Below are 13,205 nucleotides of genomic sequence, written 5' to 3' on the forward strand. Positions count from 1 at the left end.
TTTGTGACGAAAAGTGGCTATACTGTGATGAATGGGGCACTTTTGGCTGGAGTATTTCCTAGAAAAGATTTTTATTACCCAATAGAACGGGAAGCACATTCTCTGGAATGTGCTGCATAATGTATAAACAGTAATTGTGGGTACTTTTAAAAGAGGAAATATGTACTTTGGAAAATTAAAAATGGTGGACTTCCTAAAGAGGGGGAGTCCACCATTTTTATAATACTAGGTTCACAAGGCTAAAAGGAGATGATTGGCTTGTGAAATAGTTAGGAGAAACGAATTTTTATCAACATCCTATCTTATTTATTCATGATAATCTCAATTTCGTCTAACATCTTACTTACCATTTCAGGATGTTGATCGGCAATATTATTTTGCTGCCCTCTATCTTCCTTAACATTGTATAACTGAACATTTAAATCGTTCCCGGTTTCATGATTTACCCAATTTCTTTTAGGGCCTTTTTGTGAAGGAATTAAAATGTAATCTCCTTTTCGATACGTAGTAATGCCTTGGCTTCCTAAAATAAGGTTGTCTCTTCCAACTTTTGATTTTCCGATAAAAGCATCTAAGATATTTTCACTATCGGGAGTCAAGTTTTCTTGGCCAACCAACGAAGCAAAGGAGGCTGTGAAATCAATTTGACAAACCAATGCATCAGAAACACCTGGTTTTATCTCAGCTGGCCATCTTACCATAAAAGGAACATGTGTACCTGCATCAAACTTACTGTATTTACCACCCCTAAGACCTCCACTCGGACTGTGTTTTCCATTTTTGGTAATGGCCTCATCCTCATAGCCGTCGTCTAAAACGGGACCATTATCACTTGAAAATATTACAATTGTATTTTCAGCTAAACCCAACCTGTCTAATTCATCTAAAAATTGGCCAACAGCCCAATCTGCTTCTAAAATAACGTCACCTCTAGGTCCTAAACCCGATTTTCCTGCAAATCTTGGGTGTGGTATTCTCGGAACATGAGGCTGATGTAAGCTATAGAATAAAAAGAAAGGCTTGTCTTTATGATCATTAATAAACTTTGTGGACTCTTTTAAGAAATCATCACTCATATCTTCATCTATGAACAAAGCCGATTTTCCACCGCGCATATACCCAATTCTTGAAATTCCGTTGTGAATGCTTTGGTCGTGTCCATGACTAGGGTGTACTTTTAATAATTCAGGATTCTCTTTACCCGTAGGTTCGCCCTCAAAGTTTTTACGATAGCTAACTTCGATAGGATCGTTCGGGTCTAAACCGTCAATATGATGATTCTTAACATAGACGGAAGGCACCCTATCATTGGTAGAAGCCATTATATACGAGTAATCGAAACCAATTTCCCGTGGTCCTGGCTTTATTTCCCCATTCCAGTTCATATTTTCATCGCCGAGACCTAGATGCCATTTGCCAACTACACCCGTAAAATACCCTGCATCATGCAACATAGACGGAAGCGTTTGTTTACCAAGTTCAAATAGGAGGGGAGCATTACCGGGCAATACCTTTGCTTTTTGACTTCTAAATGGATAAATACCAGACAACAATGAAAACCTACTCGGTGTGCAGGTTGGAGATGTGGCATAACCGTTGGTGAATCTGATACCTTCATTAGAAATACGATCGATATTTGGTGTGATCAATTCCGTAGAACCATAGCTACTAACATCGCCGTAACCCAAATCGTCTGCATAGATAATAACAATATTTGGTTTGGAATTGGTGGTTTCTTCCGGTATGTTTTTTTTGGTTTTATCGCCACAACTCGTCAATATAAGGGCAAGGCCTATGGCTACTAAGTGTTTTGTCATTTGCATTTTTTTAGTGTTTTACTTTTTTTATTTTTAAAAATTGGGGTCGTATTCTGGGTTTGGTTCTGAAGGTACTGGTGCATCAACTTCTTTTCGCCATGAATCTAATATCCTATAGAGTTCTTCAGTTTTTTCGGGGTTCATAGCAGCTAAATTAGTTCTTTCTCCTAAATCCTTTTCTAAATTGTAAAGTTCCAAAGCATTGTCTTCGAAATAATGGTGTAATTTCCAATTCTTATAGAGAATAGTAGACCCTGGACGTGTTCTAAATAATGGGTCTCTTCCATCATCCTTGGATTCGTTATAGGCTTCTAGGTAAATAGGAAAATGCCAAAATAATGGGCGGTCTTTTATTTTATGACCTTTTAATAAAGGCAGTATGCTGGTGCCGTCCAATATTTTGTTTGGTAAATCAACCTCTAGAATATCCAAAAAAGTAGGAAAGAAGTCTAGGTTTACAATGGGAGTTGCATTAGTACTACCTGCTTTTATATGGTTGGGCCATTTTACAATATACGGAACCCTCGTACCGCCCTCGTAATAAGATCCTTTTCCTGCTCTTAACGGGTTTTGGGTAGAGATAGATCTAATGCCACCATTGTCTGATGTGAAGACAATTAAGGTGTTGTTGCTTAAATGAAGCTTCTCTATTACGTTTAATAATCTACCAATATTGATGTCGACATTTTCGACCATAGCGGCAAAAACCGGATTGTCTTGCCCATCGGAACCTCCCTTAGCCTTATATTTTTCAATAAATTCATCTTTTCCCATTAAAGGGGTGTGAACGGCATAATATGGTAAATACAAAAAGAAAGGGGTGTCTTTATTTGCTTCAACAAAATTAATGGCTTCATTGGTTAGCCTATCGGTTAAATGTTCACCTTCCGGGGCCTTTTCTAAATTTGGTAATTTATTATACGGTGCCGTATAGCCATTTTTACCCGGGTTTCCACGATGATCTCCCCCAATATTGACATCAAAACCATCATTTAAAGGGTTTTTGGTGACATGCCATTTTCCAAAAGTCCCGGTAGTATAACCAGCTTTTTTAAACATTTCAGCCATGGTGACCATGGCACTGGTTAAGTGATCTGTATTAGGAGATGGGATGATTTTTCTTGATTTAGAATTCCCTCTTGTTGAAGGAGACACCGTATAAACACCATGTCTAGGCGTGTTTTGCCCACTCATAAGGCAAGCTCTACTGGGTGCGCAATTTGCTGCAGCCGCATAGCCTTGTGTAAAAACCATACCCTCTTTGGAAAGCTTATCAATATTCGGGGTTTCAAAATAGTTGCTTCCCATATAACCAACATCTTTCCACCCTAAATCATCTACATTAATATAAATAACGTTGGGGTGTTTGGAAATGCTGGACAGTTCTTTACCCTTGGTCTTACAAGAGATCAATAGCGTCAGTAATAACAATACTGCTGCTCCTGTTATTATGGTTTTTTTCATGAGTATTTAATTAAAAAAATGAAAGTTTTTACCTCCCCCTCAGTTTTAGGAAGGAAAGTTAAGGTGTAATTTATGAAATCTACCAAATTAGGAAAGTAAATTCAGGTTAAAAGTTTTCCCATGCTATTGAGAATTGTGGTCTTCAATTCAAAGCCATATCCCTTTGGATATAGGATAATATATTACAGCAATACATCCATCAGGACGCATTTGTCAAGGAAAAAAATACTGCGAAATCCCCTGATTTTTTTTGTTTTCGAGCCTTATTGGGCAATTACATGTTTCGGTAAGAGCTATTGTTTTCACAGGGTGTTATTCCAACTTTTGAAATATTTCCACGCCCATTTCTAAATAAAAAGTATGCAGTTTTCCTCAATCTCCAGGTATTAGCAACCAGACTAGAATCGCAACCCAAATATTCGTATCTTTAATAGGGTGTGGATTGGAATCATACTTTGTCGGTTACACGCAGTTCTGTTGCTTAAAGCACCAGTTACATCTTCATAGAATCTAAAAAAAACAACGGTCGTTTGTTCCTTGCTGGCTGTTTAAAATAAATACTATCATGAAATCATACAATGTCACCCAAAAACTTATAAACTCCCATTTGATCTTTGGAGAGATGACTCCTGGGTCTGAAATAGGAATAAAAATAGATCAGGCCTTGTTACAGGATGCAACGGGTACCCTTGTCCAGCTAGAACTAGAGGCTATGGGGCTTAAAAAAGCCAAAACGGAAGTTGCCGTTCAATATGTAGACCATAACCTGTTGCAGACTGATTTTAAAAATGCCGATGACCATTTGTTCCTTTTGTCAGCTGCACAACGTTTTGGCCTTTGGTATAGCAGACCAGGAAACGGAGTAAGCCACCCAGTACATATGGAGCGTTTCGGCAAACCGGGAAAAACGCTGGTAGGATCGGATAGCCATAGCTGTGCGGCAGGATCTTTGGGGATGCTCGCCATTGGAACCGGGGGATTGGACGTTGCCGTAGCCATTGCGGGCGAACCTTATTTTGTGAAAATGCCAAAAATCATGGGGGTTAAATTGACAGGGAAACTTCCGGATTGGGTAAGTGCTAAAGATATTATCCTGGAAATGCTCCGTAGACATGACGTTAAAGGCGGGGTCGGAAAAATTTTGGAATATTATGGGGACGGATTAAAAAATCTAAGCGCAATGGACCGTCATGTCATTGCTAATATGGGAGCCGAATTAGGGGCTACCACGACAGTGTTTCCCAGCGATGAGGAGACCAAACGCTTTTTAAGATCTCAGGGAAGAGAAGAAGATTGGATAGAACTGCTGGCCGATGAAGGTTGTGAATATGATTTACATGAAGAAATAAAGCTAGACGAGTTGGTGCCACTTATTGCCCAACCTACTAGTCCGGGTAATGTGGTTGCCGTGAGCGAAGTTGCAGGAAAACCCATCGGCCAAGTGGTGATCGGATCTTCGGCAAACCCGGGCTTGCGCGATTTTTGGATGGCTGGAGCCATTGTAAAAGACAAAACCATCAACAGTGAGGTGTCCTTTGATATCAATCCGACCTCTAGGCAGGTCATCATGAATATGATCGATAACCGTGCCTTTGCCAACTTGATCAAAGCAGGGGCAAGATTCCACCAATCAGGCTGTATGGGGTGTATCGGGATGGGCCAGGCCCCAGCCTCGGACACCATTAGTTTAAGGACTATGCCACGAAACTTCCCGAGTAGATCGGGGACGGAAGATGACCGAGTGTACCTATGCAGCCCCGAAACGGCGGCGGCCTCTGCCTTGACAGGAAAGATTACCGACCCCAGGGACCTCGAGAAATTGTTCGAAATGAGCTATCCCCAATATGAAAGCCCGGACATGGAAATCATCAATACAGAACTGTTGGTTGCCCCGCCCGAGGATGGTTCCCAAATTGAATTGAAAAAAGGACCCAATATTAAAGCATTGCATCATATTAATCCGTTATTGGACAAATATGAAGTGCCTGTTCTCCTAAAAATGGGAGATAACATTTCTACCGATGAGATATTGAAGGCCGGGGCCGAGGTATTGCCCTTTAGAAGCAATCTTCCAGAAATTAGTAAATATACCTTTACGGTGATAGATGACTCCTTTTATGATAGAGCCATGGAATCTAAATCCTTGTATGGCGGACATATTGTAATCGCAAAGGAAAATTACGCACAGGGATCGAGCAGAGAACACGCAGCCTTGGCACCCAAATATCTAGGACAGGTGGCTGTGATAGCCGTTTCCTATGCCCGGATAGCGTGGCAAAACCTTGTGAATTTCGGGATAGTGCCCCTCGAATTTATGACTATCGCAGATTATGATAAAATAGAGCAGGGGGACACCGTGAGTTTTAAAAATTTAAGGAACGATATTAAAAACCGAAAACCCATTAAAGTCAGAGTCAGTAACGATTCGGGTAAAAAAATTGAATTTGAAACCAAACACTCCCTAAGCGACCGTCAGATAAATATGCTACTTAAAGGGGGGATTATTAATGAGTTTAAGGACAAACTCATTACTTAGAAGACTACCAGCAACCTTGATCTTTCCATTAATCATCAAATGAAATCTATGTCATTAAATAAATTCCCTTCCGGTATGATAAAATGTATCTAAGTGTATTTTTACTATACTTATTGATGATAGTCTTTAGTCAGTCGTAGAAGAGATTTAGATGGTAGGTAAAGACTTCGTTTAAGAGGTCTCCGCTAAAGAGCTTAAAACGCTTCTTTCGCCAATTGGCTGATATCGTACCTCTTTTGAAGTTCAATTTTACAGTGATAGTTATTATCGATATAAGCAAAAATGACGTTGACCCTTTTTTAAGTAATTATATTACCAATTTTCTTGCAATTGAAAGAGAATATCAATTATTAAACATAATCTGTTCATAAAATTGATTAAATTTATAGAAAGGAATCGTTTAATTCGATTTCTGACAATGGTTTATGGAAACATTGTTTTAATAGCTTTTACATACTATTATTTGATCCAAACCATGGGAGTTTTGAGTAGTGAATGTTCTAGGGAAGTGTCATAAGTAGCATTCGTAACCACATTGATAAATAGTAATTTTATGTCCCTCTCCTAATTGAAACGGAAAGGAACACTTGCTCGGAATTTAAAATGCAGAAATAGATATTGCAGCACTTTTTAAAGAAGTGACCTTAACTAGTCGTATTCCCAGAACAGCTAGGCTTAACTTGAACAAATAACGGCAATAGAATGCTGGGTGAATCAATTAGTTTTAAATAATTAATATTGATCTTAATGTCGGGTAAAAGATTTTATGTCGTCCTTAGTTTTATAGTGTTGGCAGTGCTTGCTTTGGGAATATCGCTTTATCTGTATAATAAACCACATGTTAATATCGAAAAATCAGAACCAGAATATTTTTTAACAGCTCAAGAACTTATCACTGAATATCAAAAACACGAAATAGAAACAGATAAAAAATATTCGGAACGTATACTTCAAGTAAAAGGTCAAATAAATGAAATATCCATAAATAAAGACAAAAGCGTTATTGTACTTAAGCCCACTGGAGAGGTTTCGAGTGTTATTTGTCATATGTTACCTGTAGAAAACACCAAGTTGTTAAAATTAGAAAAGGGCGATATGGTAACTATTAAAGGGAAGTGTACCGGGTATTTATTAGATGTAATTATGGTTCGATGTATCTTAGAAGAATAAGAATATGAGATGGCTTTTTTTTGTTATAATTAATTTATGGGTTTTAAACGGTGCTTTAGCCCAAGGCAAATTTCTTGCAAAGGACGGGTACGTTTCATTTTTTTCCCATTCTTTGCTTGAGGATATAAAAGCAGATAACAATCAGGTATTGAGTATAATTGATACGGATACCGGTTCGATTGCTATTCAGCTTCTTATGCGTTCCTTTATGTTTAAAAAAGCCTTGATGCAAGAGCACTTTAATGAAAACTACGTGGAATCCTATAAATATCCAAAAGCCACCTTTTCTGGAAAAATAAAGGATTTCGATACCCTGAACCGTCGAAATGGAAAAACAGAAATAGTAGGGGTCCTTTCCATTCACGGTCGTAAAAAGGAAATTAGCACTATGGCGATGATCGAATTTATAAATAATGAAATTGTCTTAAAAGGTGAATTTTGGGTAGAGGTGGCAGATTTTGATATAAAGATTCCCAAAATAGTGGAAAACAACATCGCAAAATCTATTAAAGTGAATTTTGAATTGCATCATAAACCATACAATTGAAACCATGGTATGAACAGAACTGAAAACTGGCTGGAACTACGAATTCAGCTATGCGCATGACATATGACCGTTAAAAACCAATAAATAACTATCCATGAAAAACATTTTATTAATCTATTTTATTTTCCTTTCCAGCTATAATGGGTTGGGACAGGAATTAGAAGACATCCTAGAACAAGAAGCATCGGATACCACCTTGCTCGTTGCAAGTACTTTTAATGGAACTAGATTGTTAAACGGACATTCGGTAGAAACTAGAAAAGAAGGGATTTTAGAATTTTTAATTTCTCATCGATTCGGTCGGGTGAATTCTGGATTTGATCAGTTATTTGGGTTAGACGAATCTAATATTCGTTTTGGTTTTGAATATGCAATGAATGACCGACTTACTTTGGCTATTGGGCGGAGTTCTTTTGAAAAAACGTATGATGTTTATGCTAAATACAGATTGTTGCAACAAAAAACAGGAGAAAGCCCCTTTCCTTTTGGACTTACTGTTTTTGGGAGTGCCACGGAAAAAACGATTAAGGATTATGAGCCTGGCAATAAACCTTCCTTCAGTGATCGATTAACCTATACAGGCCAGATTCTACTGGCTAAAAAAATTAATCCTACCGTTTCTGTACAATTTGCCCCAACGTTTATCCACTTCAATACGGCACCAGAATCTATAGATCCCAATGACATTGTCTCATTAGGTTTTGGTACCCGGGTTAAGATTAGTAAACGAGTTTCTCTTAATGGCGAATATTATTACAATATTAATCCATTTGACTCTTTGGATGTTAAAAACTCCATTGCCTTTGGGGTTGATATAGAAACAGGTGGACATATATTTCAGCTGATTTTCACCAATGGTGTGTCTATGATTGAAAAGGGATTTATTGCTGAAACTACTGGTGACTTTTTAAAAGGTGATATTCATTTCGGATTTAATATTTCTAGGGCTTTTCAATTAAAAAAACAGAACAGGCCTTACGTAAATTAAAACGTACAGGGTAAAAATATAGAGGAAGGTTAACAGGGAGATGGTTAGGGAATTAAAAACAATGGACTTTTTTAACAGCTAAGACGTGTTATAAAAAAACAAAAAAGATGATGTAAGAGCCTAGTTTAATTAAAAAATAGATTCAAGATAGTACATACGGAATTAAGACAGTTAAGGGACAGACCACTTTTTGTCTTAATATGGGCATTATGCAATAGAGGGACTTTCCTTCTTTTTAAAATCAGGATCCAAGTATTGCATCCAATAAAGAAATAATTAATACTATATTAAAATTAACCTACGCACACGATACCGTTACCGAATGAGTATGTCCATCACCAGAAGTTGAATTCACTGATATTGAATTGTTGTTTTTTAACGTGCTAAAATTAGCAGCCGTCACAGTGACCTGATGATCATGGCCAGAAGATCCTTGAATAGAATAGGTTTTCTGAGCGCCAGATTCTACATCTGTTTTGGATACAGTTAAACTGTGTCCATGATTAGTGCCAATGGATGACACGGTACCGTTTGCTAAACAGTTTTTCTGTGAGGTAGGAGGAGGGGTGTCGGTTCCATTATCCGAACTAGAACAACTGAGTAACGTATAGGCAGGTATCCCAACAAGCATAACTCCTACTGTTTTTTGAATAAATGTTTTCCTATCCATTTTTTTTTCTTTTTGATTAAACAATATAAGTATTGATGTTATTATTATAAATAATCCTTAGTTAAGAGGTTGGTTTTATATTTAATAATTGATACTCCAAGCTTATTACTCAGTAAGATTAAAATTACAATGACCGCTAAGTGACTGTTAGATTTAAACAGACTTTAGGGAGGGAAATCACATTGGAATAACTACAAGTTAAGAAATATAAGTCATTTTACTTTCCATTTCAGAGGAAAAAAGTTTCAAGTATTCTTACATTATATAATGAATGGCAAAACCCCTTTAAGTGTGTTGGTGCAAAATATCTAGGACTGCAACTTATGCTCTGTATACCTTAGGGTAATAAGGTTTTGGGAAACCCCATGCTTATTTAAAGGAGTTGGATATATCTATATTGTATGAGGATAATGAACTGACCGCTACACATATTTTTTTCGAAACTCCCTGGGATTTTCCCTGGTAACTTTTATAAAAATACGATTGAAATACGATAGACTTTCAAAGCCCGAACCATAACATGCATCGCTCACACTCCTGCCTGACATCAAAAGTCGTTTGGATTGACTTATGCGATAGCGGTTTAAAAATTCGGTAAAAGTATACTTGGTCATTTTTTTAAAGTAGCGGCAAAATGCTTCTTTTGTCATTTGGCCGATATCGGCCACCTCTTGAAGTTCTATTTTACGTTGATAGTTTTTATCGATATAAGCAAAAATAGCGCTGACCCTTTTCTGGTCCTTATCGCTGATCCTATGCTCGAAAGGCCGATCGTGTAAAAGCTCAATCTCGTCTGAATCAGAGAGAGAATGTAATATTTCAAGCAATTCAAGGTATTGTCTGATTGGTGACAAACCTTCCAAAGCAAACAGCCTTTTCCCAATATCCTTTTTTAGTTTGCCATGAAATGCCAGACCTTGTTTTGATTTTTGAAACATTGTATTAATCAATAACAATTCTGGGGTTCCAAAAAGATGGGTCTCTACCAATTCTTTCTTTAGGTGGACTACGACTTTTTGATAATCTGTGTCAACGCCATAGTCGAAATTTAAATGGGGAATGTTAGAGCCTATCAATACTAGGTCGCTCCCTTCATAGTTCGAAATATGATCACCAACATGACGGGTACCGTTGCTACCCTCAATATATACAAGTTCGTACTCGGGATGGAAATGCCAAAAAAACAGATTGCTCATCCTTGGATTGATCAATATACTGATCGATCTGTTTACTTTATTGGTGAGGGTCTCGAGCTGAATTTTCATATCAATGCTACTAATTGAAGCTTTTGAATGTGAAAATAACGTAAATAAATCAATATAGTACAAGTTTTAGTTAATTGCATTAAACTCACTCATAAGATTCTAACGGATCTTGCATAGACTATTGGATTGATACTTAGACGCAATCTCAGAGAGTCGTTTCACATTACAAGGGATAAAAAACTAATTTTATAAAACAAAACACAATGTACTTAATATCAAAAGTTTTAAAACAAAAGAACTTCCCTTAAAAAAGTGACAAGGCCTGTCCTAATAGGCACCTTAGAACAAAAGAGGGGGCCCAGTTTCAAAGTGTTACAAGTGCAATGGTCGCCCAAACAGCGCTAATTCCACCTGTTTTCAAAAACATTCCAATAAAGAAATACCATATTAAAAAGGATCAAATGATACTCGTAAATCTAATTTAATATCAATCACGTGAAACTTCATAGAAACCTAAGCATAACCAATTGCGACCTAAAATTAATATACCATGAAAAGAAAAACACCAACAATGGTTCCGGACTACGGACACAAAGAAATTCCCGGTAACCCCTCAACCACCAAGAGTAGCAAGTTTCCATTGCGAAAAGAGGCAACTGCCGATACGTTGAAGGTCTTGACCTTGGAGCAATGGAATTTTTGGAAAGAAAACGGATATGTGGTCATCAAAAAGGCCGTTCCATGTGAACAGGCTGAAAAAACGGCCGCATTTCTTTGGGAATTTGAAGAAAAAGATCCAACTGACCAAAAAACCTGGTACACTGAAGCTCGTGCCGAAATTAAAATGAAAGAACTGACAGGAACGGGAATGGTAGAGGTCTATAACAACCAACACCTATGGAACAACCGTCAAATGCAGAAGGTCTATGACGCCTTTGTCGATATTTGGGGAACAGAGAAATTGTGGGTGACCATTGATCGGGCCAATTTGAACTTCCCAATACGCCCCGGCTTTGAGTATAAAGGGTTTATCCATTGGGATTACGACCCGGAAACCAAACCGCAAAATGTGCAAGGTGTCTTGGCATTAGCAGACCAGACAGATCCCAATATGGGCGGATTTCAATGTATTCCTTGGCTGTACAGAAACTACGATACTTGGAAATTGACACAGCCCGAGGATAGGGATCATTTTAAGCCCGATATTACGGGGCTTGAGGACAAACTAGTGAAGGTTTCGATGGAAGCAGGCGATCTGCTGATTTTTAACAGTTCCCAGCCACATGGCATCAGACCCAATCGTTCCGATAACAAAGTACGGATTGCCCAGTACATCTCAATGATGCCAGCCCAAGAAGACAACGAAAACCTAAAAGAATGGCGCGTTCATTCATGGAAGAACCGTATTGCGCCAGAAGGCTATGCCTTTCCCGGTGATCCCAGGCAATGGGAACAGACGAAATACAAAAGTGCAGAATTAACCGACTTGGGCAAGAAATTGCTGGGATCTAAAAAATGGTAATTTAGAACTATACTAGTAATAAATGAGCATATCCGCTATCGAGCCGCAAATACAAACAGAAGTTATTGGGATGACAAAGGACCGTTAAACAACAATGAATAACTACATAAGAAATGGGATTGCCGCGCGTAATCCCATTTCTTGTGTTCAAGTAATAGGTGAAACTGCATTTCGATCAACTATTTTAGTTTTTCATTAAAACAATAGAAAACCACAACTAAAGAATTGCGAAATAATCGTTACATTTAATATACGAATGCATGTCCTTTAAGCACATCGTTTACCCTGCTTATTTTCATCCGACACAGTTGGTACAGATAGACCGGCCCATCTAATTATATCCAATAAAAATCCGTAAATCCAATACTATGGAACTATTACAAAAATTTTTAGAGTTTGAGCTTTTGAGCATCGGAAAATATAATTTGAAAGTTATTGGTTTGGTCATAGCGTTTCTGATTATAATGGTAACCAGGTTAATTTTATGGATAATCAAGAAATCTATGTTTCGCAGGAGAAATTTAGAGCTCTTCAATGAAGGGAATACCTATTCATTATACCAAATTATAAAATATACAATATGGGTAATCGCAGTTGGGTTTATTCTAGAAACATTAGGAGTTAAAGTCACGCTATTAATTGCTGGTTCCGCCGCCTTACTGGTTGGAATTGGCCTTGGATTACAGCAAACATTCAACGATATAATTTCTGGAATCATTTTGCTTTCCGAAAGATCAATAAGAATTTCAGATGTGCTTCAAATCGATGGCGATATTGTAAAAATACAGGAAATTGGCTTGCGTACGTCTAAAGGACTAAATACAGATGATATATCAATTATTATTCCCAACTCCTTGATTACTACCAATAAAGTAATTAATTGGAGTCATCAAACAAATCTAAATCGTTTTAGAATAGATGTAGGAGTTAGCTATGGAAGCGATGTGGAATTTGTGATTAAAATCCTCGAGGAAAGTGCAAGAGAACATCCAGAGGTTGATGATGAAAAAACAGTAGAAGCTAGGCTTAAGAATTTTGGAAACTCATCCTTAGATTTTCAAGTCCTTTTTTATAGTAGCACCATTTTTGGTTCAGACAGAATGAAAAGTGATATTCGCAGAATTATAAACCTAAAGTTTCAACAAAACAATATCACCATACCCTTTCCTCAAATGGATGTATATATAAAATCAAGTCCAAAAGAAGATTAAAAACGAGCTTCTCTCCATTAGTGATTTTGGTTGGCTAAGATGGTCAGTGTCTTAGTTCATAGGACAATAATTTGG

Annotated in this window: 10 protein-coding genes; 6 read left to right on the forward strand and 4 right to left on the reverse strand. The window is 37.5% G+C overall.

Annotated elements, in window-relative coordinates; translation table 11 throughout:
• Nucleotides 1-302: 302 nt before the first annotated feature.
• A complete protein-coding gene (locus HCG49_RS13300) occupies nucleotides 303-1,817 on the reverse strand; it encodes a sulfatase family protein (RefSeq protein ID WP_205764399.1) in 1,515 nt (504 codons plus the stop codon).
• A 33-nt stretch (nucleotides 1,818-1,850) separates the two neighbouring features.
• The gene (locus tag HCG49_RS13305) at nucleotides 1,851-3,281 is read right to left on the reverse strand and encodes a sulfatase (protein WP_168470028.1); all 1,431 of its coding nucleotides are present in this window, start codon (nucleotides 3,279-3,281) and stop codon (nucleotides 1,851-1,853) included.
• A gap of 565 nt (nucleotides 3,282-3,846) precedes the next feature.
• Here HCG49_RS13305 and HCG49_RS13310 point away from each other — a divergent pair.
• From HCG49_RS13310 to HCG49_RS13325, 4 genes are all read left to right on the forward strand, one after another.
• Nucleotides 3,847-5,817, forward strand: a complete 1,971-nt coding sequence (locus HCG49_RS13310; protein ID WP_168470029.1) for an aconitate hydratase — start codon at nucleotides 3,847-3,849, stop codon at nucleotides 5,815-5,817.
• Between the two features lie 747 nt (nucleotides 5,818-6,564).
• Nucleotides 6,565-6,987, forward strand: coding sequence for an OB-fold protein (locus tag HCG49_RS13315; RefSeq protein ID WP_168470030.1), 423 nt, complete (start codon nucleotides 6,565-6,567; stop codon nucleotides 6,985-6,987).
• A 4-nt stretch (nucleotides 6,988-6,991) separates the two neighbouring features.
• On the forward strand, nucleotides 6,992-7,534 hold the full coding sequence (locus HCG49_RS13320) for a YceI family protein (protein WP_168470031.1): 543 nt from the start codon (nucleotides 6,992-6,994) through the stop codon (nucleotides 7,532-7,534).
• A gap of 94 nt (nucleotides 7,535-7,628) precedes the next feature.
• Nucleotides 7,629-8,522 (forward strand): DUF5777 family beta-barrel protein, encoded by an 894-nt coding sequence (locus tag HCG49_RS13325; protein ID WP_168470032.1) that lies wholly within the window; start codon nucleotides 7,629-7,631, stop codon nucleotides 8,520-8,522.
• A gap of 298 nt (nucleotides 8,523-8,820) precedes the next feature.
• Here HCG49_RS13325 and HCG49_RS13330 read toward each other — a convergent pair whose 3' ends face one another.
• The gene (locus tag HCG49_RS13330; RefSeq protein ID WP_168470033.1) at nucleotides 8,821-9,192 is read right to left on the reverse strand and encodes a hypothetical protein; all 372 of its coding nucleotides are present in this window, start codon (nucleotides 9,190-9,192) and stop codon (nucleotides 8,821-8,823) included.
• Nucleotides 9,193-9,614: 422 nt separating this feature from the next.
• Entirely contained in the window at nucleotides 9,615-10,457 is an 843-nt protein-coding gene (locus HCG49_RS13335) for an AraC family transcriptional regulator (protein ID WP_168470034.1), read from the reverse strand.
• A gap of 490 nt (nucleotides 10,458-10,947) precedes the next feature.
• On the opposite strand from HCG49_RS13335, the gene HCG49_RS13340 reads away from it, so the two are divergent.
• Together HCG49_RS13340 and HCG49_RS13345 are read left to right on the forward strand one after the other, a co-directional pair.
• Nucleotides 10,948-11,919 (forward strand): phytanoyl-CoA dioxygenase family protein, encoded by a 972-nt coding sequence (locus HCG49_RS13340; RefSeq protein WP_168470035.1) that lies wholly within the window; start codon nucleotides 10,948-10,950, stop codon nucleotides 11,917-11,919.
• A gap of 368 nt (nucleotides 11,920-12,287) precedes the next feature.
• Entirely contained in the window at nucleotides 12,288-13,130 is an 843-nt protein-coding gene (locus HCG49_RS13345) for a mechanosensitive ion channel family protein (protein ID WP_168470036.1), read from the forward strand.
• Nucleotides 13,131-13,205 lie beyond the last annotated feature (75 nt).

The sequence above is a fragment of the Arenibacter sp. 6A1 genome (genome assembly GCF_012272855.1).
In the GTDB taxonomy this organism is placed as follows: domain Bacteria; phylum Bacteroidota; class Bacteroidia; order Flavobacteriales; family Flavobacteriaceae; genus Arenibacter.

Excerpts from the sequence above, each read along its gene's own strand:
- HCG49_RS13300 (WP_205764399.1), bottom strand. The coding sequence starts at position 1,817 with ATGACAAAACACTTAGTAGCCATAGGCCTTGCCCTTATATTGACGAGT.
- HCG49_RS13345 (WP_168470036.1), top strand. The coding sequence starts at position 12,288 with ATGGAACTATTACAAAAATTTTTAGAGTTTGAGCTTTTGAGCATCGGA.
- HCG49_RS13325 (WP_168470032.1), top strand. The coding sequence starts at position 7,629 with ATGAAAAACATTTTATTAATCTATTTTATTTTCCTTTCCAGCTATAAT.
- HCG49_RS13315 (WP_168470030.1), top strand. The coding sequence starts at position 6,565 with ATGTCGGGTAAAAGATTTTATGTCGTCCTTAGTTTTATAGTGTTGGCA.
- HCG49_RS13335 (WP_168470034.1), bottom strand. The coding sequence starts at position 10,457 with ATGAAAATTCAGCTCGAGACCCTCACCAATAAAGTAAACAGATCGATC.
- HCG49_RS13340 (WP_168470035.1), top strand. The coding sequence starts at position 10,948 with ATGAAAAGAAAAACACCAACAATGGTTCCGGACTACGGACACAAAGAA.
- HCG49_RS13330 (WP_168470033.1), bottom strand. The coding sequence starts at position 9,192 with ATGGATAGGAAAACATTTATTCAAAAAACAGTAGGAGTTATGCTTGTT.
- HCG49_RS13305 (WP_168470028.1), bottom strand. The coding sequence starts at position 3,281 with ATGAAAAAAACCATAATAACAGGAGCAGCAGTATTGTTATTACTGACG.
- HCG49_RS13310 (WP_168470029.1), top strand. The coding sequence starts at position 3,847 with ATGAAATCATACAATGTCACCCAAAAACTTATAAACTCCCATTTGATC.
- HCG49_RS13320 (WP_168470031.1), top strand. The coding sequence starts at position 6,992 with ATGAGATGGCTTTTTTTTGTTATAATTAATTTATGGGTTTTAAACGGT.